Annotated in this window: 15 protein-coding genes; 5 read left to right on the top strand and 10 right to left on the bottom strand. The window is 46.1% G+C overall.

What is annotated here, in order from left to right; genetic code table 11:
• Window positions 1–160: 160 nt before the first annotated feature.
• The 8 genes from sucD to sdhC all read right to left on the bottom strand — a co-directional run bounded on the left by sucD (window position 161) and on the right by sdhC (window position 9,795).
• Window positions 161–1,033: a succinate--CoA ligase subunit alpha gene (sucD, locus tag L5L98_RS03355; protein ID WP_263138513.1), complete on the bottom strand. Its 873-nt coding sequence runs from the start codon at window positions 1,031–1,033 to the stop codon at window positions 161–163.
• Window positions 1,033–2,199, bottom strand: a complete 1,167-nt coding sequence (gene sucC / locus L5L98_RS03350; protein WP_006081976.1) for an ADP-forming succinate--CoA ligase subunit beta — start codon at window positions 2,197–2,199, stop codon at window positions 1,033–1,035. Before sucC ends, sucD begins: the two co-directional genes overlap by 1 nt.
• Before the next feature lie 105 nt (window positions 2,200–2,304).
• Window positions 2,305–3,495: a 2-oxoglutarate dehydrogenase complex dihydrolipoyllysine-residue succinyltransferase gene (odhB, locus tag L5L98_RS03345; protein ID WP_006081977.1), complete on the bottom strand. Its 1,191-nt coding sequence runs from the start codon at window positions 3,493–3,495 to the stop codon at window positions 2,305–2,307.
• 31 nt (window positions 3,496–3,526) lie between these two features.
• Window positions 3,527–6,358, bottom strand: a complete 2,832-nt coding sequence (sucA, locus tag L5L98_RS03340; RefSeq protein ID WP_263138509.1) for a 2-oxoglutarate dehydrogenase E1 component — start codon at window positions 6,356–6,358, stop codon at window positions 3,527–3,529.
• A 214-nt stretch (window positions 6,359–6,572) separates the two neighbouring features.
• On the bottom strand, window positions 6,573–7,280 hold the full coding sequence (locus L5L98_RS03335; protein WP_028759701.1) for a succinate dehydrogenase iron-sulfur subunit: 708 nt from the start codon (window positions 7,278–7,280) through the stop codon (window positions 6,573–6,575).
• Between the two features lie 11 nt (window positions 7,281–7,291).
• Complete coding sequence (sdhA, locus tag L5L98_RS03330; RefSeq protein WP_105252695.1) at window positions 7,292–9,058, bottom strand: succinate dehydrogenase flavoprotein subunit; 1,767 nt, start codon at window positions 9,056–9,058, stop codon at window positions 7,292–7,294.
• Window positions 9,059–9,406 (bottom strand): succinate dehydrogenase, hydrophobic membrane anchor protein, encoded by a 348-nt coding sequence (gene sdhD, locus L5L98_RS03325; RefSeq protein ID WP_028759700.1) that lies wholly within the window; start codon window positions 9,404–9,406, stop codon window positions 9,059–9,061.
• A complete protein-coding gene (sdhC, locus tag L5L98_RS03320; protein ID WP_012089416.1) occupies window positions 9,400–9,795 on the bottom strand; it encodes a succinate dehydrogenase, cytochrome b556 subunit in 396 nt (131 codons plus the stop codon). Before sdhC ends, sdhD begins: the two co-directional genes overlap by 7 nt.
• A gap of 414 nt (window positions 9,796–10,209) precedes the next feature.
• Between sdhC and L5L98_RS03315 the strand changes: the two genes are divergently transcribed.
• The 4 genes from L5L98_RS03315 (at window position 10,210) to L5L98_RS03300 (ending at window position 19,167) form a co-directional block, all read left to right on the top strand.
• The gene (locus tag L5L98_RS03315) at window positions 10,210–11,496 is read left to right on the top strand and encodes a citrate synthase (protein WP_105252697.1); all 1,287 of its coding nucleotides are present in this window, start codon (window positions 10,210–10,212) and stop codon (window positions 11,494–11,496) included.
• Between the two features lie 298 nt (window positions 11,497–11,794).
• Window positions 11,795–12,859 carry an efflux RND transporter periplasmic adaptor subunit gene (locus L5L98_RS03310; RefSeq protein ID WP_263138499.1) on the top strand — a complete coding sequence of 355 codons (1,065 nt, stop codon included), beginning with the start codon at window positions 11,795–11,797 and terminating at the stop codon, window positions 12,857–12,859.
• A gap of 12 nt (window positions 12,860–12,871) precedes the next feature.
• On the top strand, window positions 12,872–16,123 hold the full coding sequence (locus L5L98_RS03305; protein WP_263138497.1) for an efflux RND transporter permease subunit: 3,252 nt from the start codon (window positions 12,872–12,874) through the stop codon (window positions 16,121–16,123).
• The gene (locus tag L5L98_RS03300) at window positions 16,120–19,167 is read left to right on the top strand and encodes an efflux RND transporter permease subunit (protein WP_212600183.1); all 3,048 of its coding nucleotides are present in this window, start codon (window positions 16,120–16,122) and stop codon (window positions 19,165–19,167) included. Before L5L98_RS03305 ends, L5L98_RS03300 begins: the two co-directional genes overlap by 4 nt.
• A 124-nt stretch (window positions 19,168–19,291) precedes the next feature.
• On the opposite strand, the gene yqfB is transcribed toward L5L98_RS03300, so the two are convergent.
• Window positions 19,292–19,609, bottom strand: a complete 318-nt coding sequence (gene yqfB, locus L5L98_RS03295; RefSeq protein WP_113940516.1) for a N(4)-acetylcytidine aminohydrolase — start codon at window positions 19,607–19,609, stop codon at window positions 19,292–19,294.
• Between the two features lie 338 nt (window positions 19,610–19,947).
• On the opposite strand from yqfB, the gene L5L98_RS03290 reads away from it, so the two are divergent.
• Window positions 19,948–20,145 (top strand): DUF2986 domain-containing protein, encoded by a 198-nt coding sequence (locus L5L98_RS03290; RefSeq protein WP_028759693.1) that lies wholly within the window; start codon window positions 19,948–19,950, stop codon window positions 20,143–20,145.
• Between the two features lie 244 nt (window positions 20,146–20,389).
• Here L5L98_RS03290 and L5L98_RS03285 read toward each other — a convergent pair whose 3' ends face one another.
• Window positions 20,390–21,931, bottom strand: a complete 1,542-nt coding sequence (locus tag L5L98_RS03285; RefSeq protein WP_198572334.1) for an MATE family efflux transporter — start codon at window positions 21,929–21,931, stop codon at window positions 20,390–20,392.
• Between the last annotated feature and the right edge of the window lie 42 nt (window positions 21,932–21,973).

The following is a 21,973-nucleotide window of genomic DNA, read 5'->3' as shown; positions in this document are numbered from 1 at the left end:
CGCGGAGTAGAGAAGCATTAATCTAACCCGTAGAAGAAAAAATATCTAGTCTTCATGGTGTTAGCTCAATCCCATTCCTGTTATTTACTGCGATTCGCTGCGTAAATTACCGCCAATAAAAAAGGCGCCTTAGGCGCCTTTTTTATTCGAAAAGGTTAGCTTACCAACCTGTACGAATACGCAGCGCTTTACCGATATCAGCAAGCGAGCGGACAGTTGTCACGCCCGCTGCTTCTAATGCAGCAAATTTGTCTTCTGCAGTACCTTTACCGCCAGCGATAATCGCGCCAGCATGGCCCATACGCTTACCAGCAGGTGCAGTTACACCAGCAATGTAAGACACAACAGGCTTAGTTACGTGTGCTTTGATGTAAGCAGCCGCATCTTCTTCAGCGTTACCACCGATTTCACCGATCATTACAATCGCTTCAGTCTGTGGATCGTTTTGGAACATTTCCAATACGTCGATGAAGTTAGTACCTGGGATTGGGTCACCACCGATACCTACGCAAGTAGATTGGCCGAAACCTTCATCAGTCGTTTGCTTAACCGCTTCATAGGTCAGAGTACCTGAACGTGAAACGATACCCACTTTGCCTTTTAAGTGGATGTGACCTGGCATGATGCCGATCTTACATTCACCTGGGGTGATAACACCTGGGCAGTTAGGGCCAATCATGCGAACGCCAGTTTCTTCAAGCTTCACTTTAACTTGCAGCATGTCCAGTGTAGGAATGCCTTCAGTGATACAAACGATTAGCTCGATGCCACCGTCGATAGCTTCAAGGATGGCGTCTTTACAAAATGGTGCCGGTACATAGATCACAGTTGCCGTTGCGCCAGTTGCAGCAACAGCATCTTTTACCGTGTTAAACACTGGTAGACCTAAGTGAGTTTGACCGCCTTTACCAGGAGACACACCACCCACCATTTGCGTACCGTAATCGATAGCTTGTTGTGAGTGGAATGTACCTTGACCGCCAGTGAAACCTTGGCAAATTACCTTGGTATCTTTATTGATTAAGACAGACATTATTTGCCCTCCGCAGCTTTAACTACTTGCTCAGCCGCGTCAGTTAGACTGGTAGCTGCAATGATATCTAGACCTGATTTAGCTAATACTTCACGGCCAAGTTCAGCGTTAGTACCTTCTAAACGAACCACAACAGGTACTTTAACGCCCACTTCTTTAACAGCGCCGATAATACCTTCTGCGATCATGTCACAACGTACGATACCGCCGAAAATGTTAACCAGAACCGCTTTCACATTGCTGTCAGACAGAATGATTTTGAATGCTTCAGCTACACGTTCTTTCGTCGCGCCGCCGCCTACGTCTAAGAAGTTCGCTGGCTTGCCACCGTGCAAGTTAACGATATCCATAGTACCCATCGCAAGACCAGCACCGTTCACCATACAGCCAACGTTACCGTCTAATGCAACGTAGTTCAGCTCGAACTTAGCAGCGTGAGCTTCGCGGGCATCATCCTGTGATGGATCGTGCATGCCTTTGATTTTTGGTTGACGGTAAAGTGCGTTACCGTCGATACCGATTTTACCGTCTAGACAGTGTAGGTTGCCTTCAGTGGTAATAACCAGTGGGTTGATTTCAAGCAATGCGAAATCATGATCAACGAACATAGTCGCCAGACCCATGAAAATCTTAGTGAACTGCTTCATTTGAGTTGGGTTTAAACCTAACTTGAAGCCAAGATCACGTGCTTGATAACCTTGTGGGCCAGTCAAAGGATCTATGATTGCAGTGTGGATGAGTTCTGGCGTTTCTTCTGCCACTTTCTCAATTTCAACACCACCTTCAGTCGACGCCATGAACACAACACGACGAGTCGCGCGGTCAACAACGGCACCTAAGTACAGTTCGTTAGCGATGTCGGTACAGCTTTCTACTAAAATTTTAGCAACTGGCTGGCCTTTCTCATCAGTTTGATAAGTCACCAGATTTTTGCCTAACCAGTGTTCGGCAAAGGCTCTGATTTCTTCTTTATCGCCAGTGACTTTAACGCCACCTGCTTTACCGCGGCCGCCTGCGTGTACTTGACACTTAACAACCCATAAATTTCCGCCAATATGGCCTGCCGCTTCTACAGCTTCTTGGGCTGTATCACATGCAAAACCTTCTGACACTGGTAAACCATATTCGGCAAATAAGGATTTTGCCTGATACTCATGCAAATTCATGATGATCTATCCGTATACTTCTAATCAAATCCAACTGGCCCGTTTGGGCCAGTCACGAGGGTATGTCTGGCTATTTCTTTAAGCGCAATCTCTTATCGAGTTGTGTTACAGATCAAGCAGCAGACGAGTTGGGTCTTCTAGGAAGTCTTTAATCGCAACCAAGAAACCAACAGACTCACGGCCATCAACAATACGATGGTCATATGAGAGTGCTAGGTACATCATGGGCAGGATTTCAACCTGACCATTGACTGCCATTGGGCGATCTTTAATGGCATGCATGCCTAAAATCGCACTTTGTGGCAGGTTAAGGATCGGTGTAGACATCAGTGAACCGAAAACACCACCGTTAGTCACAGTGAAGTTACCGCCAGTCATGTCAGCCACAGTCAGCTTACCGTCACGGCCTTTAAGGGCTAAGTCACGAACTGCTTTTTCGATTTCAGCTAAGTTCATGGTATCTGTGTCACGTAACACTGGTGTTACCAGACCACGTGGTGTTGATACTGCGATGCTGATGTCGAAGTAGTTGTGATAGACGATATCATCGCCATCAATAGACGCGTTGACTTCTGGGAAACGTTTCAGCGCTTCAGTCACGGCTTTGATGTAGAAAGACATAAAGCCTAAACGGATACCGTGGCGCTTTTCAAAGATATCTTGGTATTGCTTACGGATATCCATGATGGGCTTCATGTTCACTTCGTTAAACGTCGTGAGCATAGCGGTAGAGTTTTTCGCTTCTAACAAACGGTTTGCGATTGTCTTACGCAGACGTGTCATTGGTACGCGCTTCTCGCTACGGCCAGCCGCTAACGGAGCTACAGCAGGTGCTGCTGGCGCCGCAGCTTTAGGGGCAGACTTAACGAAGGCTTCTACGTCTTCTTTAGTAATACGACCACCCACACCAGTGCCTTTTACTTTGCTGGCATCAACATTGTGCTCAGCCAGTAAACGGCGTACAGATGGGCTTAACGCATCACTGCTTTCATCGCTGGTTTCAGCTGCTGGCGTTGCCGCTTCAGCTTGCGCTTTAGTGACTTCTTTGCCCGATACAGCACCGGCGATGAATTTAGCGATCACTTGTTCACCTAGAACAGTGGCGCCTTCTTCAAACAAAAACTCGCCAATGTGGCCATCTTCTGGCGCAACCACTTCAAGAACCACTTTATCGGTTTCAATATCAACCAGGTTTTGATCACGAGAAACTTGCTCGCCCACTTTCACATGCCAAGTGGCAATCGTGGCATCGGCAACAGATTCTGGTAGTACGGGTACCTTGATTTCGATACTCATGAAAAACTATCCTTTTATAAAATGTCTATTACTACAGTGCGATTGTAAGTTTCAGGGCACTGTTCACTAAAGATTCTTGCTGATGAGTGTGCAACTCAGGGTAACCACACGCTGGTGCAGCTGACGCTTCACGACCAGCATAAGTTAACTGTGCACCTGCAGGAACCGCGGCCCAGAAATGGTGTTGACTAGAGTACCAAGCACCTTGGTTCTGTGGCTCTTCCTGACACCAAACAAAATCTTTCACATGTTGGTAATCAGCCAAAGCAACGATCATTTCATCATGTGGGAACGGATATAACTGTTCGACACGGATTAACGCTACGTTAGTGATATTTTCTTTACGACGTTTTTCCAGCAGTTCGAAGTAAACCTTACCACTGCAGAAGACAACTCGGTCAACCTTGCTTGCTTCCAAGGTATCGATTTCACCGATCACATTTTGGAAACTGCCATTGGCTAATTCTTCCAAGCTTGAAACCGCTAATGGATGACGTAGTAATGACTTAGGCGACATGACGATAAGTGGACGACGCATAGGACGCACCACTTGGCGGCGCAACATATGGTAGACCTGTGCAGGTGTTGAAGGCACACACACTTGCATATTGTGGTTAGCACACATCTGCAAGAAACGCTCTAAACGGGCGCTTGAATGCTCAGGGCCTTGACCTTCATAGCCATGGGGTAACAACATAGTCAGACCACATAAACGGCCCCACTTCTGCTCACCCGATGACAAGAACTGATCGATTACCACTTGGGCACAGTTAGCAAAGTCACCAAACTGGGCTTCCCAAATAGTCAATCCGCCGGGTTCTGCTGTGGCATAACCATACTCAAACGCCAGTACTGAGGCTTCAGATAATACTGAGTCAGTAATATCAATTGGGCCTTGTTCATCAGCAATATTGCGCAGTGGCATGTAAGTCGTGCCATCGTTTTGATTGTGCAATACAGCATGACGATGGAAGAAAGTACCGCGGCCAGAATCCTGACCTGTAATACGTACACGCTTGTTGTCTTCCAGAATTGAGGCATAAGCCAGCGTTTCTGCAAAACCCCAATCGAGTGGCTTCTCGCCTTTTGCCATCGCTAAACGGTCGCTATAAATCTTAGCAACCCGTGATTGCAATGGATGACTTTCAGGTACATAGCTCAGTTTGTCAGCCAGACTTTGTAAACGCTCAGCCGACATAGAGGCTTGATACGCTTCGTCCCACTCACGACCGATATACGGAGTCCAGTCAACAGAATGCAGCGTCATTGGGCGCCATTCTTTAACCACACAATCACCTTGATCTAATGCATCACGGTAATTATTGATAAGACCAGTCACATCATCAGCTGCCATCACGTTTTCAGCGATTAGCTTGTCTGCATAAATCTTACGTGGCGTTGGGTGTTTCTTGATCTTGGCATACATCAGCGGCTGAGTTGCACTTGGCTCATCGGCTTCGTTATGGCCATGACGGCGATAACACACTAATTCAACCACCACATCACGTTTGAACTCGTTACGATAATCAACGGCTAACTGCGACACAAAAGCAACGGCTTCGGGATCATCAGAGTTAACGTGGAAAATCGGTGCCTGAACCATCTTAGCGATGTCAGTACAGTATTCAGTCGAACGAGTATCCGCATGGTTAGACGTCGTGAAGCCCACTTGGTTGTTCACTACGATGCGAATACTGCCGCCGACTTTAAAGCCACGGGTTTGAGACATGTTGAATGTCTCTTGTACTATCCCTTGACCCGCAATTGCAGAGTCACCATGAATAGTAATAGACATGACTTGTAAGCCATCCTTACAACCGCGACGGTCTTGACGGGCACGTACAGAACCAATGACCACAGGGTTAACGATTTCAAGGTGCGATGGGTTGAAGGCCAGTGCTAAATGCACATTGCCGCCCGGCGTTTCGAAATCAGAGGAGAAACCTTGGTGGTACTTAACGTCACCAGAACCGTGGGTATCAGCATGCTTACCTGCGAACTCGTCAAACAGTTCAGCTGGACGCTTACCTAATACGTTCACTAACACGTTCAGACGACCACGGTGAGCCATACCGACGACGATTTCTTTAGTACCGGCTTCACCTGCACGATAAATAATTTCGCGCATCATAGGCACTAACGCATCACCGCCTTCTAACGAGAAACGTTTCGCACCAGGGAATTTAGCACCTAAGTATTTTTCAATACCTTCTGCGGCGTTAAGGCCTTCAAGAATGCGTGTCTTAACACTTTTATCGTAGTTAGCTTTACCTAAGGAAGGTTCGAGACGTTGTTGGATCCAGCGTTTCTCATCGGTATCGGTAATGTGCATATATTCAGCACCGATAGAACCACAGTAGGTGGCTTTCAGCGCTTTTACCAAATCCGCGAGCTTCATGGTTTCGCCACCATGAGCAAAAGAACCTGTATTAAACTCACGTTCCATGTCTTCTTTAGTCAAGCCGTGGAAGGCAGGATCTAAATCAGCTACGGGTTCACGTTTCCACAGTTCGAGGGGATCAAGATTAGCACCTTGGTGACCACGGAAACGATGGGCGTTAATTAATTGCAGGACTTTAACTTGTTTAGCATCCATTTCAGGATCCGTCACACGAGCCGAGCTCTTATGGCGACCTTCTAACGCTAAACTGCGAAAATAATCACGTACTTTTGAGTGAGCAGCTTCAGGCGCATCAACAGAGGCACCGTTCACAGGAGGGAGATTATCAAATACCGCACGCCAATCATCAGCGACTGACTGTGGGTCTTCTTGATAGGCTTCATACATCTCTTCTACGTAGGTCGAATTTGCACCACTTAAGTGAGATGATTCGAGCCAGGCTTTCATGATGCCTTGGTGCATTTCTATTCCTTTCAAACTTTATACACGTGCTTAGCCATAGTATTAAATATGCAGTCTGTAGAGATTACCTTCGACGCATAATTTCTGCCGCCCCTAGATGTCCAGATATACGGCGCGTTGTCTTCCATTACATACGCAAAAGAGTCACCTTCTGCTACCAGAAAGTGACTCTTCAAGAGCTATATTATTATTGGTTTCAGCTCGGGTTCTCGCATTACACTGCTCGCTTCAACAGCATGGACTTAATATGACCAATTGCTTTAGTCGGATTAAGACCTTTTGGACAAACGTCAACGCAGTTCATGATGCCATGGCAACGGAACACGCTATAGGCGTCGTCCAGCTCAGATAAACGTTCTTCTGTAGCTGTATCGCGACTGTCGATCAAGAAACGATATGCATGAAGCAGACCGCTTGGACCGATAAACTTATCAGGATTCCACCAGAATGATGGGCAAGCCGTAGAACAACAGGCACACATGATACATTCGTACAAACCATCTAAATGAGCACGCTCTTCAGGGGATTGTAAGTGTTCACGAGCAGGTTGTTTCTCATCATTGATGAGGTAAGGCTTGATCTTCTCATACTGCTTATAGAACTGAGTTAAATCAACAACTAAGTCACGAACAACTGGCATACCTGGTAATGGACGTATTTCTAATTTCTTGCCTTTAAAGGTTGAAATTGGGGTAATACACGCCAGACCATTCTTACCATTCATGTTCACGCCGTCTGAACCACACACGCCTTCACGGCATGAGCGACGGAATGACAAAGTCGGATCTTGCTCTTTCAACTTGATCAGTGCATCGAGCACCATCATGTCAGAGCCTTCAGCCACTTCTAAGCTGTAATCCTGCATATACGGTTTAGTATCTACGTCAGGATTGTAGCGATAAACTGCAAATGTCAATTTCATCTTTGCAACTCCTAGTAGGTACGTTTCTTCGGCGGGAATGCTTCACGTAACTTAGGTGCCATGTTCACTGCACGACGATCCATCGTTTCAGTGATTGGGTCAAATAAGCTGTGGCATAACCAGTTCTCATCATCACGCTCTAAATAATCTTCACGTGAGTGAGCACCGCGGCTTTCGGTACGGAAGTTAGCCGCATAAGCCGTGGCGATTGCCGTTGCCATCAAGTTATCTAACTCTAAACATTCAATACGTTGAGTATTGAATTCACGAGAGTTATCAGACAATTTAGCATTTGCAAGACGTTCACGAATCACTTTCAACTGCTCTAACCCTTCAGCCATAGCATCGCCACGACGGAATACAGAGAAGTTTAATTGCATACACAGTTGCAGATCCTTACGGATTTGCGCTGGGTCTTCGCCATCTTTGTTGCTTTCCCAACGATTCAGACGCGCCAGAGAGGCAGCAATATCCGCATCACTTGCGTCTTTTGGATCGTCAGTCTCATCCAAAGCTTTACCTAAATGCTGACCCGCTGCGCGGCCAAAGACCACTAAATCAAGCAGTGAGTTACCACCTAAACGGTTTGCACCATGTACAGATACACAGGCAATCTCACCCACAGCGAACAGACCAATAACATCTTGTTCAGTGCCGTCTTCATTCTTACGAATAACTTGACCACTGACCTTAGTTGGTAGACCGCCCATCATATAATGACACGTTGGTAGTACTGGAATTGGACCATCGGCTGGATCGATATGGGCAAAAGTACGAGACAATTCACACACGCCTGGTAAACGTGCTTCTAATGTTTCTTTACCTAAGTGATCAAGCTTCAGTAAACAGTGTGGGCCTAATGGACCGTCTAAACCACGACCTTCGCGGATTTCAGTCATCATTGAACGTGCTACCACGTCACGTGATGCCAAATCTTTCGCGTTAGGGGCATAACGCTCCATGAAACGCTCGCCGTCTTTGTTCAGTAGATAACCGCCTTCACCACGACAACCTTCAGTCACAAGTACACCCGCGCCAGCGATGCCAGTTGGGTGGAATTGCCACATTTCCATGTCTTGCATTTGCACGCCAGCACGCATTGCCATACCTACGCCGTCACCGGTGTTGATATGCGCGTTAGTTGTCGAAGCGTAAATACGCCCTGCACCGCCAGTCGCAAGAATCGTTGCTTTAGCTTTGAAATAAACGATATCGCCCGTTTCAATTTCAATCGCAGTACAACCCACAACGGCGCCATCATCGTTTTTAACGAGATCTAATGCATACCATTCTGAGAAGACTTGCGTCTTATGCTTAACGTTTTGTTGATATAAACAGTGAAGCAAAGCATGACCAGTACGGTCGGCAGCTGCCGCAGTACGCGCAGCCTGCTCGCCACCAAAGTTCTTAGATTGACCACCAAATGGACGTTGGTAAATCGTACCATTTTCGAAACGAGAGAAAGGCAAACCCATTTGCTCAAGTTCAATCACGGCTTCAGGACCGGTTTTACACATGAACTCGATCGCTTCTTGGTCACCGATAAAATCGGAACCTTTCACGGTATCGTACATGTGTTGTTCCCAATGATCTTCATGGGCGTTACCTAACGCAACAGTGATACCACCCTGCGCAGATACGGTATGAGAACGGGTTGGGAATACTTTTGATAAAAGCGCACAGCTTTTACCTTCTTTGGAAATCTGCAGCGCTGCACGCATACCAGCGCCACCGGCACCGATCACTACAGCATCAAATTCGCGTACTGGAATACTCACTTAGACACCCCACACAATAACAATGCCGGCCGCTAAATAACAAAATACGGTAACGACAAAGGTGAACTGTAAAACACCACGTAACGACGTGCACTTAACGTAATCTGTCAGCACTTGCCATACACCAATCCAAGCATGTACTAATAAGGCTACCAGCGTCAGAAGTGTAAACACTTTCATTGGCAGAGCACTAAATAGGCCATGCCAGACGTCGTAGGTGAGAGGGGAACTACATGCAATAAAGCCAACCAAGAAAATGGTGTAACAGGCGAGGATCACTGCACTAGCGCGTAGTAGAATATAGTCATGAACACCACTGCGTCCAAAACTTGCTGCATTGGTTACCATACCCAGATCCCCGCTATGATTGAAAAGGCTACCGTTAAGGCAAATACAGCTTTCGCTGATGCGGCACCCGATGACAATTCTTCCCAACGACCGGTATCCATTACTAAGTGGCGCAGGCCACCAAACAAGTGATACGCCAGTGCAGTCATAATGCCCCACAGGATAAACTTCATCACGAAGTTATCGAATAGAGACTGTACGCCAGCGAAACTTTCAGCTGATGCTAAAGATGAATTTAGCAACCAAATGAGAATGCCAACTGCGAACAGCATGATGACACCGGAAACACGGTGAAGAATTGACACAATCGCTGTTGCAGGAAAGCGAATGGTCTGCAGATCTAAATGGACAGGTCTTTGCTTTTTCACGTTCTGCTCACTCAGCTCCATTGAGCATTTTTTTTGTTATGTGAACCGCTTTTGTACAAACTTTAAACAGGAGGTTGATCACTGCAAAAGTAAACACAAAAGCAAAGTTTAAACAAACAGTTAACTATCTGAGCACGCACTCATTTAACATGTAAACAAAGGGTGCTTTATAATCGTTGTTTGCGGCCCTTATTGGGCGAGGCAAGTATACTCGCGGCAAATGTCAAATACAAACATCACAGAATGCAAATTATGTTTTTTTGACTATTTTTTACTGTAAGTGCCAGTTACAAATAGAAAAGTAAAGGCTTTTATACCATGGTCTAACAAATTTAAACGCTTATTTAAATTGAAATGTGATCTAGAATGGCTGTAAAGTAATGGCGGTTTGACATGCCGCACTCACAGATAAGAACTAAGTAAGGAGAACGGGGTATGGCTGATTTAAAAGCCAAATTAGAATTACCAGGGAACGACTCGATAGAATTGCCAGTAAAGCAGGGAACCGCTGGTTTTGACGTAATCGATATCAGTAAACTTGGCAGCAAAGGTTACTTTACTTTTGATCCAGGTTTTCTTGCGACTGCCTCCTGTGAATCTGCAATTACCTATATTGATGGTGATCTAGGTATATTGTTACACCGTGGCTATCCAATCGATCAACTTGCCGTTGACTCCGATTACCTAGACCTGTGTTATTTGCTGCTTTACGGTGAACTGCCGACCAAAGCGCAATATACTGAGTTTGTACATACAGTTAAAACCCACACTATGGTTCACGAGCAGCTAGCCTTCTTCTTTAGAGGTTTCCGTCGTGATGCTCATCCTATGGCCATGTTATGTGGTGTGACGGGTGCATTATCTGCATTTTACCAAGACTCTCTGGATGTTAACGATCCACGTCACCGCGAAATCGCCGCTTATCGCTTAGTCTCAAAAATGCCTACGATAGCAGCCATGTGCTACAAGTATTCTTCAGGCCAGCCATTCGTGTACCCACGTAATGACTTAAGCTATGCAGGCAACTTCTTAAGCATGATGTTTGCTGTACCGTGCGAAGAATACGTCGTGAACCCTATTGTTGAACGTGCAATGGACAGGATCTTCATTTTACATGCAGATCATGAGCAAAATGCATCGACTTCAACAGTACGTTTAGCCGGTTCTTCAGGTGCAAACCCATTTGCGTGTATCGCAGCGGGTATCGCATCTCTTTGGGGCCCTGCACACGGCGGCGCTAACGAAGCCTGTTTGCAAATGTTAGAAGAAATCGGTTCAGTAGACCGTATTCCTGAATTCATTGAACGCGCTAAAGATAAAAATGATCCTTTCCGTCTGATGGGCTTTGGACACCGTGTTTACAAAAACTTTGACCCACGAGCCAAAGTGATGCGTGAAACCTGTCATGAAGTGCTGAAAGAACTGAAAGTACAAGATCCACTCTTGGATGTAGCAATGGAGCTTGAGCGCATTGCACTTGAAGACGAATACTTCATTTCTAAAAAGCTGTATCCAAACGTCGACTTCTACTCCGGCATCATTATGAAAGCCATTGGTATTCCAACCAGTATGTTCACTGTGCTGTTCGCACTGGCACGTACTGTAGGCTGGATTGCTCACTGGAAAGAAATGTTAGATCAACCAGGCCACAAAATCAGCCGTCCACGTCAGTTATATACTGGTGAAACTGCGCGTGATTTCGTCGCACAAGACAAACGCTAAGTCCCACGACTTACGCATTAAAAAGCGCCTAAGGGCGCTTTTTTCATTTCAAATAATCCTCTTTTAGACTTCCCTCTCCTGACAAAATACATTGTTGCAATTGCGCACTTGTGTAATCTTAATTAACCGCGTTTAGTTATTCTCATCACTTTTTAAACCTTTTGGCTACATTTGGTAAGAATCACAAATCACACTTAGCCAAAAATACGACTAATAGACTGAAATTAAACAAATTTAAACATTGGCATGGTTTCTGCTATCAACTGACATCACAATAAAGACAACAGGTAACATTCTTATGGAAAAGTCAAAAATTGCTCAATTCGCCCTGCCACTGCTAATGATTTCGATGCTAGCAGCCTGCGGTGAGGAAGAAGTGGTCAAAAAAGAAGAAAAATATGCCATTCCCGTCGAAACCACTACAGTGATGCAAGGAAACGTTTCTTCTTTTTACAGTACAACTGCCACCTTAGAAGCGCCACAGGAAGCCAATGTAGTGAGTCGTATATCAGGGCTCATTGAATCTCTCGCTGTTGAAGAAGGTGACCGCGTTCAAAAGGGACAAGTGCTGGCTGTTATTGATGCCAAGAGGCAGCAATATGATTTAGACCGCTCAGAAGCCGAAGTCAAAATCATCGAGCAAGAATTAAATCGTCTGAAGAAAATGAGCAACAGAGAATTTATCAGCGCGGATTCAATGGCCAAACTTGAATATAACTTGCAAGCCGCTATCGCTAAAAAAGATCTCGCTGAACTGCAAGTAAAAGAAAGCCGCGTACTGTCCCCTATCAGCGGTGTAGTTGCTAAACGCTATGTGAAAGCTGGCAATATGGCGAAGGAATTTGGCGACTTGTTTTATATAGTCAACCAAGATGAACTTCACGGTATAGTTCATTTGCCAGAGCAACAGCTTGCGAGCTTAAAACTCGGCCAAGAAGCACAAGTGTTTAGTAATCAACATAGCAAGAATGCTATCCACGCCAAAGTGTTGCGCATAAGCCCGATTGTGGACCCACAAAGTGGCACCTTTAAGGTGACACTTGCTGTGCCGAATCAAGAGGCGCGCCTTAAAGCTGGCATGTTTACCCGAGTTGAGCTCAAATACGACACCCACGAGAACGTGATTACCGTTCCCTACAGCGCCTTGATTAACCAAGACAACAAACAAGCGCTTTATGTTATTGATGGTACCAATGCGAACCGTCGTGAAGTCGAAATTGGCTACCGTGAAGGTGATTCGGTAGAAGTGATTACAGGTATTAATCCCGGTGAACAAGTCGTGACCCGTGGCCAGCAAAACTTGAAAGACCAATCCTTAGTCGAAGTGATCACCCCACTCGATCTTGCTTCCGCTAAGAACTGATAGGAGCCTTTCATGTCAATTATCAGCACTTCTGTTAAACGGCCAGTCACGGTATGGATGTTCATGCTGGCGGTGATTTTATTCGGTATGGTGGGATTTTCCCGCCTAGCGGTGAAGTTACTGCCAGACTTAAGCTATCCCACGTTAACCATTCGCACTATGTATGACGGTGCGGCGCCAGTAGAAGTTGAACAGCTCGTCTCTAAACCAATTGAAGAAGCCGTTGGCGTGGTCAAAGGCTTACGTAAAATCAGTTCTATTTCGCGCTCCGGCATGTCAGATGTGGTGCTTGAGTTTGAATGGGGCACAACAATGGATATGGCGAGTTTAGATGTACGTGAAAAGCTCGACACTATCGCTCTGCCACTTGATGTTAAAAAGCCCTTATTACTGCGTTTTAACCCCAATCTCGACCCCATTATGCGTCTTGCGCTGTCTGTGCCCAATGCCTCAGAAGCCGATCTCAAACAAATGCGCACCTATGCAGAGGAAGAGCTTAAGCGTCGTTTAGAGGCGCTATCTGGGGTCGCCGCCGTGCGTTTATCTGGCGGCCTAGAGCAAGAAGTTCATATTCAGCTCAATCAAGAAAAACTGTCGCAGCTCAATCTCAATGCCGATGATATTAAACGTCGTATTAATGAGGAAAACATCAACCTCTCTGCGGGTAAAGTGATCCAAGGTGATCGCGAATACTTAGTACGAACGCTAAACCAATTCAACTCATTAGATGAACTCGGCCAAGTGATCGTCTATCGCGATGAGCAAGCTTTAGTCCGTTTATTCGAAGTTGCTACCATCACAGATGCCTACAAGGAGCGTAGTGATATCACCCGCATCGGCAGTCAAGAATCGATTGAACTGGCCATTTATAAAGAAGGTGATGCAAATACTGTCGCTGTCGCCAAAAAACTGCGCGATGAACTCGTCAAAATCAATCAAGACCCTAAGCAAAATAAGCTCGAAGTGATTTACGATCAGTCTGAGTTTATCGAAAGTGCGGTCAGCGAAGTCACCTCTTCTGCGCTGATGGGCAGCTTGTTATCTATGCTAGTGATTTACCTGTTCTTGCGTAATATCATCCCGACACTGATTATTTCTATCTCGATTCCCTTCTCAGTCATCGCCACCTTTAACATGATGTATTTTGCCGATATCAGCTTAAATATTATGTCATTAGGTGGTATCGCCCTTGCCATAGGTCTCTTGGTCGATAACGCCATTGTGGTATTAGAGAACATTGACCGCTGCCGTAGCGAAGGAATGAGTAAATTAGAAGCCGCTGTGACGGGGACTAAAGAAGTGGCAGGCGCAATTTTTGCCTCAACACTCACCACTCTTGCGGTGTTTGTGCCGCTAGTATTTGTGGATGGGATTGCCGGCGCCCTCTTCTCAGACCAAGCGCTAACGGTCACTTTTGCACTGTTAGCATCGCTATTAGTCGCGTTAACGTCCATTCCAATGCTGGCATCACGTGAAGGCTTTAAAACCTTACCCGCGCTGATAAAAACGACACCTAAGGATAAACCCACCACTAAAATGGGCAAGCTTAAACACTATAGCGCGACTGTGTTTTCCTTTCCTATTCTATTAATTGTTAGTTACTTACCCAGTGCACTACTGACCTTAGTGTTGATTTTAGGCCGCTTTTTCTCATGGCTTATTGGTCTAGTGATGCGCCCGTTAAGCTCAGCATTTAACTTTGTCTACCACAGTATTGAGAAGGTTTATTACAAGCTTCTGGCCTCGGCGCTGCGCCAACAGAAAGCAACACTGTTACTCACGATTGCGATAACAGGCGCTTGTATTAGCTTGTTACCGCGACTTGGTATGGAGCTTATTCCGCCAATGAATCAGGGCGAGTTTTACGTGGAGATCTTACTGCCGCCGGGTACGGCAGTAAGCGAAACCGACAAGATATTACAGCAACTTGCACTGTCCATTAAAGACAGAGCCGAAGTTAAACATGCTTATAGCCAAGCCGGTAGTGGCGGTTTGATGACTTCGGATACTGCCCGCGGGGGTGAAAACTGGGGCCGCTTGCAAGTGGTGCTTAACGACCACAGTGCCTATAACGCAGTCACTCAAGTATTACGTGATACTGCGCGCCGCATTCCTGAACTTGAAGCGAAAATTGAGCAACCTGAGTTATTCAGCTTTAAAACGCCACTGGAAATTGAACTCACAGGTTACGATTTAAACTTGCTCAAACGCAGCGCAGATAGTCTCGTCAAAGCATTATCCGCATCGGAGCGTTTTGCCGACGTGAACACCAGTCTACGTGATGGTCAACCTGAGCTAAGTATCCGTTTCGATCATGCAAGGTTAGCGGCTCTAGGAATGGATGCGCCAACGGTTGCGAACCGTATCGCCCAACGTGTTGGTGGTACTGTTGCCAGTCAATACACAGTGCGTGACCGTAAGATTGATATTCTGGTGCGCAGTGAACTCGCGGAGCGGGATCAAATCAGCGATATCGATGCCTTAATCATCAATCCGAATAGCAGTCAGCCTATTGCATTAAGCGCAGTTGCAGAAGTTTCATTGCAATTAGGCCCATCTGCGATTAACCGCATCAGCCAACAACGTGTGGCTCTCGTATCAGCTAACCTCGCCTATGGTGATTTAAGCGATGCGGTTGCACAGGCGCAGCAGATACTATCGCAACAAGTGTTACCCGCATCGGTTCAGGCCCGTTTTGGTGGTCAAAATGAGGAAATGGAGCACTCATTCCAATCACTCAAAATTGCCCTTATCTTAGCGATTTTCTTAGTATATTTAGTCATGGCGAGTCAGTTTGAATCACTATTACATCCCTTGCTTATCCTCTTTGCCGTACCTATGGCATTAGGTGGCAGTGTACTTGGGCTTTATATCACCCAAACTAACTTGAGTGTGGTGGTATTTATTGGCCTTATCATGTTGGCGGGGATCGTCGTGAACAACGCGATTGTGCTTGTGGATCGGATCAATCAACTGCGTAGCGAAGGTGCTCAAAAACTTGATGCCATTCGCGATGCAGCTAAATCGCGCCTACGCCCGATTATGATGACAACCCTCACCACGACCTTAGGCTTATTGCCGATGGCGCTAGGTCTAGGTGATGGCTCAGAGGTGCGCGCACCGATGGCGATTACGGTGATCTTTGGTCTGAGTTTATCAACACTACTGACCTTAATTGTGCTCCCAGTGCTCTATGCCCTGTTTGATCGAAAAGAATACGCAGCAACAGGCTCACATGTAAACGTAGAGGAGGCTCGCCCATGAACCTCACCCGTTTAGCCATTAAGCGCCCCGTAACCACCAGCATGTTCTTCTTTGCTATCTTGCTGTTTGGTCTCGCCTCGAGTCGCCTATTACCGCTGGAAATGTTCCCCGGTATTGATATCCCACAGATAGTGGTGGAAGTGCCTTACAAAGGCTCGACCCCTGCTGAAGTGGAACGCGATATAACCAAAGTGCTGGAGGAATCCCTCGCGACTATGGGGGGGATTGATGAGCTTGAATCAGAATCCTCCCAAGAAGGCGCCGAAATCGAAATCAACATGAAGTGGGGGGAAAACGTTGCCACTAAGAGCTTAGAAGCGCGGGAAAAAATCGATGCAGTGCGGCATTTACTGCCCAAGGATGTGGAGCGGGTCTTTATCCGCCAATTCTCCACCGCCGACATGCCTGTGCTCACCATACGCATCTCAAGTGATCGTGAGCTTTCAGGTGCATTCGATCTACTCGATAAACAGCTCAAGCGTCCGCTTGAACGTGTTGAAGGTGTCTCTAAGGTCAGCCTGTACGGCGTTGAGCAAAAGCAAATTGAGGTACGCATCAATGCCGATCGCCTTGCCGCCAGTGGATTTTCAGCCACAGATTTGCAACAACGTCTCAGCAGAGAGAACTTTGTGCTGAGCGCTGGCACACTCAGGGCCAGTAATATCGTTTATCAAGTTTCACCTAAGGGTGAGTTTAGAAACCTTGAAGATATCAAAGCACTAGTACTGATCCCCGGATTGACCTTAGGCGATATCGCCGATGTGCAATTTGCCCTACCTGAACGTATCGAAGGTCGACATTTAGATAAGCACTATGCCGTGGGTTTGGATGTGTTTAAGGAATCTGGCGCTAACTTAGTCGAAGTGTCAGACCGTGTCATGAAGGTGATTGAGCTTGCGAAGCAGGACCAACAGTTCCAAGGTATTCGCCTATTTATCATGGAAGATCAAGCCTCTGGAGTAAAATCTTCACTAATGGATTTGCTGCTTTCAGGGTTAATCGGTGCACTGCTGTCCTTTGTCGTGCTGTACTTATTCCTGCGTAATTTTAAAATGACTTTAGTGGTTGTGTCATCCGTGCCTATTTCAATCGGTATGACGCTCGCCGCTATGTATCTACTCGGTTACAGCTTGAATATTCTGTCTATGATGGGACTCCTGCTCGCCGTCGGTATGCTTATTGATAACGCTGTGGTTGTCACTGAGAGCGTACTGCAGGAAAAACAAGGTAAACACCCTAAAGACAATGAAGAGTCTGTCATGACGGGGGTCGATAAAGTGTCTCTGGCAGTATTGGCAGGCACAATGACAACCGCCATTGTATTTTTACCTAATATTTTTGGCGTAAAAGTCGAGATCACCATTTTTCTAGAGCATGTTGCTATTGCGATTTGTATTTCACTCGCCGCGTCGCTATTGGTCGCAAAAACCTTAATCCCTTTGATGTTGACTAAGTTTCACTTCGACATCGCACCCGAAAAGGATGCAGGTAAATTACAACGTTTTTACAATAATACCCTAGATTGGGTATTGCTCAGACCTTGGCGTTCAGGCGTGATTGCTGTAGCGATCCTCGCATCCACCGCCCTGCCGCTATCTATGGTTAAACAGGACCAAGAAGACAGCGAGAGCAATGAGCGAATCTACATTAACTATCAAGTAGAAGGTCGACATAATCTCAATGTCACTGAGGCAATGATCAACCAAATGGAAGAGTATCTTTATAACAATAAAGAGGAATTCCATATTGATTCTGTCTACAGCTATTATGCCTCTGACGATGGCTCATCGGTGATCCTCCTAAAGAAAGATTTGCCTATGTCAGTGGATGAGTTAAAAAAGAAAATCCGCAGTGGCTTCCCTAAGTATTCCATCGCCAAACCGCAATTTGGCTGGGGCAATGACAACTCTGGCGTGCGAGTCACACTGACAGGGCGTTCAACCTCTGAGCTGATTAATTTGAGCGAGCAAGTTATTCCTTTGTTGCAAAACATCAAAGGATTGCAAGATGTTCGCTCCGAGCTTAATGGCGCTCAGCAAGAAGTGATTATCCGCATTGATAGACAAATGGCGGCGCGGTTAGATTTAAAACTCAATGAAATTGCCTCAAGTATCTCCATGGCACTGCGCGGTTCACCGCTACGATCCTTCCGCCACGATCCTAATGGCGAGCTGCGCATCGAAATGGCCTACGAGAAAGAGTGGCAAAAGTCACTTGAGAAACTCAAGCAGTTACCCATAGTACGCCTCGACCAAAGAGTGTACACCTTAGATAATCTGGCAAAGATTGAGATCCAACCCCGCTTCGATACTATCAAACACTTCAATCGCCAAACCTCGCTGTCGATTGGGGCTAACTTAGAAAACCTCACCACAGAAGAGGCGCAAACTAAGATCAAGCAAGTGATGGAAAATATCCGTTTCCCCGATGGTTACGACTATTCACTCCGTGGTGGCTTCGAGCGCCAAGATGAAGATCAGAACGTGATGGTGACTAATATGCTCTTGGCTGTCGCGATGATTTATATTGTTATGGCGGCGTTGTTTGAATCTCTACTGTTACCAACGGCGATTATTACCTCAATCCTATTTTCCATCACAGGTGTATTCTGGGCGCTGTTTATCACAGGCACCCCTATTTCTGTGATGGCAATGATAGGTATCTTGATTTTAATGGGGATAGTGGTGAACAACGGTATCGTTCTGGTGGATCAAATCAATCAGATGACACCGGATCTCGACAAATTGTCTGACACCATTCGGGAGGTGTGTATCACCCGTTTGCGGCCAGTGTTAATGACAGTAGGTACAACAGTACTGGGATTAGTCCCACTGGCGATGGGTGATACCCAAATCGGTGGCGGCGGCCCGCCATATTACCCCATGGCAATCGCCATTATCGGTGGCTTATCGTTCTCGACAGTGACTAGCTTGTACTTAGTCCCCCTGTGCTATCAAGCATTTTATCGGATGCGTCATCGCGCAGCGATTCGCTTAGGCCAAGCCGATCACTTTGCAAAAAAACTGTTACCTTGGACGGTTTAGTTGTCTTGGATAGCTGATGTTATTGAACAGTTCAGCAATCTTTGACAACTTAATATGCCATTGAATTTGTAATAAAAAGGCTGCTGTGCGGCCTTTTTTATTTTACGAATTACGCTCTATACTTTTACTGCGGTAAAACCCTAAACTGGATCATAAACAATTGCTCAAGACCGGGATAAATTTCTGCAATCACATCACGTAACTGCGGCAACGTCATATTCTCTTGCTTAGCATGAATGTCTGAGAGCTCAGTTAAGGTCACTGGCACGACATCAATAATATGGATATCACAAAACCAGCGGTCGGTTTCGAAGGTTGAAACGGGAAGTGTTTGACCTGCAATCACATGGGATTCCGTTTCATCACGCAATGTAATGGTTTTAGTGCCACTTAATATATCGTGCTCAAAGCGCTCAAAAAAAGTGATTTTAGTTAATAACACACATCTTCCTCGGCTCAGGATATGAGCAATAAAATAACATTAGAGTCAATTTTTCAAACTCATAATGCTAGGCAATATAATGGCTTTTGATCCACACTGACAGCCTACACCGCAGAATTTGCAGCATTTGTCGTGTGAAATACTAACAGCACCGTTTGAGTCAAATTGTTATGCTAACGCCATATAGCAAAACTAGTTCCCAAAGAGTGGCCGTTGTTTTCGACAAAATTCAGCAAAACATGGTCAGTTCGCTCAGATTGAGTTAGAATCCCGCCTCAATTGAGCCCTTGGCCTCATATTCCTGCGCGTAGCGGGTGCGAAACGAAATTAGAGACGTCATGAACAAGAAACAAAAGATCATCAAGAAAATAGCTAAACGCGCTAAGGCCAGACTGAATAAAGTCGACCCAGTGACTATCGGCTCACCTGCAAAATCAGGTTACATCTCTAAGGCTGATCGCGCAAAAATGGCGGCATCAGAAGCCGCGACTGAACAAGTCGAAGGCCAACAAGACACGCCAAGTATTGAAGAATAAGCAGTACCGAAGAATAAGAAGCTCAGCAGAATAGTTTTTTAGCGGCGTATTTTGGCATTGTTAGCTTAACTAAATGAAGTGCAAACGCCGTTTCAAACAAAATGCCACAAGCAATCTTGTGGCATTTTGTTTTTCAGCATTCCCATCATTAGCAGCTTTCTGACTGCTCCTCATTATTAAGAGCTCATTTTTTATCTGCGTTCTTGCCCACAGCTTCTACACGGCACAGCTAAGCCACATAACGTCAATTAGGCTTTTTACCCTCGTCTAAATAGGGTAATACGGGCTCATTCTCTTGCTCCTCCGTTAATTGCGCCATCTGCACGCACGAGGATGACAGCGGATTGGTCGCACTCGGTAAGTTCTGTGCAACACAATTAGCGATTTCCTCTTCCTCACTCAGTACGACATTGCGGGGGATAGCATTCGCAGCATCAAGATTAGGCGCGGCTGAAAACTGTGCCTGCGCCGCCACTTTATCCACTAAACGATAGGCAACCCACACACCTAATGTACCAAACAAAATAGACCCTAAAATTTGCCCAATCAATACACCGTAAACACCGCCCCAAAGTGCACCAAAATACACAAAAGGCACAGTGCCTAAAGTGGCTTTACCTACGTTAAATAGCGTGGAATATTTGGCCTTGCCAAGGTTATTAAAGGACGCATTCGCCACGAATAAAATCCCCGAAAAGATAAAGAATACTGCGATATAACTGCAGAAAAAGTGAATAAGATCAGCGCTGTCGCCCTTCATATCAAACACACTGACCAAATGTGACTTAAGCATAAACAGCAGCAAAGACATTACCAGCACATACACAGTACAAAACTGAATCGCTCGCGTTAAACTCTCACGTACTCGGTCAAACTGACCTGCGCCAAAGTTTTGCCCAACAATAGGTCCAATCGCGCCGGACAGTGCAAAGATCATCCCAAAAGCCACAGGGATTAAACGCCCTAATACTGCCCAGCCTGCCACATAAGCGTCACCGAAATCGGCGATCGCTCGGGTCACAAAGGCATTTCCGATGGGAGTTGCCACATTGGTTAACATCGCAGGGCCTGCAATGGCAAAGATGGGCTTAAGATCGGCGACAAAATGTGCCTTATCGAAATGGCCTAACAACTTATGCTTAACCACCACACCGCGAGCGGCAATCACAAATACCGCCACCCTCGCTAAAACGGATGCCAATGCAGCGCCTTCAATCCCCATGGCGAACATGAAGATAAAAATCGGATCGAGTACAGCATTAACGCCGCCCCCCGCTAAGGTCGACATCATAGATAACTTTGCATCACCCACGGCGCGCAAAGCTCCGCCGAGCGCCATCGCAAGACAGATAAAAGGCAAGGAAGGCACGAGAATATACAAATAGCTCGCAGCAAGCTCTGCCGTATGACCACTCGCGCCTACTAAGGCAACTAGCTCAGGAATGAAGATGGTGACCACTGCCGCCACCAGCACACTGATCAGTGTCGTCACAACCGCGCTATTGAGTAATAAGCGCTTTGCCAACACCACCTCTTTTGCGCCAATCGAGCGAGACACTAAAGCGCCTAAAGCAATTGATAAGCCTATCCCAATGGACGTAGTGAAAAAGGAGATACTGCCCGCATAACCTACAGCAGCAGCAAGCTCATGCTCCCCCAATAAACTCAGGAAAAAGATATCCAGTAAATCCACGACAAATAAGGCAGAAATCCCTACCGCTGCGGTCGAACTCATCACTAGGATATGGCGTAATATGGGGCCTTCAACAAACTTGGCTTGCGTCATACGTGTCTTTTACCTACAAAAAATAAAAAGTGTTCGCCGAAG

It is taken from the genome of Shewanella sp. SM23, assembly GCF_025654295.1.
GTDB lineage: Bacteria > Pseudomonadota > Gammaproteobacteria > Enterobacterales > Shewanellaceae > Shewanella > Shewanella oncorhynchi.
This window is presented reverse-complemented; position numbering and strand designations above follow the sequence as displayed.

Bases quoted from the DNA above. Each gene is read 5' to 3' on its own strand.
- sucD (WP_263138513.1), bottom strand. From the start codon at position 1,033: ATGTCTGTCTTAATCAATAAAGATACCAAGGTAATTTGCCAAGGTTTC.
- sucC (WP_006081976.1), bottom strand. From the start codon at position 2,199: ATGAATTTGCATGAGTATCAGGCAAAATCCTTATTTGCCGAATATGGT.
- odhB (WP_006081977.1), bottom strand. From the start codon at position 3,495: ATGAGTATCGAAATCAAGGTACCCGTACTACCAGAATCTGTTGCCGAT.
- sucA (WP_263138509.1), bottom strand. From the start codon at position 6,358: ATGCACCAAGGCATCATGAAAGCCTGGCTCGAATCATCTCACTTAAGT.
- L5L98_RS03335 (WP_028759701.1), bottom strand. From the start codon at position 7,280: ATGAAATTGACATTTGCAGTTTATCGCTACAATCCTGACGTAGATACT.
- sdhD (WP_028759700.1), bottom strand. From the start codon at position 9,406: ATGGTAACCAATGCAGCAAGTTTTGGACGCAGTGGTGTTCATGACTAT.
- sdhC (WP_012089416.1), bottom strand. From the start codon at position 9,795: ATGGAGCTGAGTGAGCAGAACGTGAAAAAGCAAAGACCTGTCCATTTA.
- L5L98_RS03315 (WP_105252697.1), top strand. From the start codon at position 10,210: ATGGCTGATTTAAAAGCCAAATTAGAATTACCAGGGAACGACTCGATA.
- L5L98_RS03310 (WP_263138499.1), top strand. From the start codon at position 11,795: ATGGAAAAGTCAAAAATTGCTCAATTCGCCCTGCCACTGCTAATGATT.
- L5L98_RS03305 (WP_263138497.1), top strand. From the start codon at position 12,872: ATGTCAATTATCAGCACTTCTGTTAAACGGCCAGTCACGGTATGGATG.
- L5L98_RS03300 (WP_212600183.1), top strand. From the start codon at position 16,120: ATGAACCTCACCCGTTTAGCCATTAAGCGCCCCGTAACCACCAGCATG.
- L5L98_RS03290 (WP_028759693.1), top strand. From the start codon at position 19,948: ATGAACAAGAAACAAAAGATCATCAAGAAAATAGCTAAACGCGCTAAG.
- L5L98_RS03285 (WP_198572334.1), bottom strand. From the start codon at position 21,931: ATGACGCAAGCCAAGTTTGTTGAAGGCCCCATATTACGCCATATCCTA.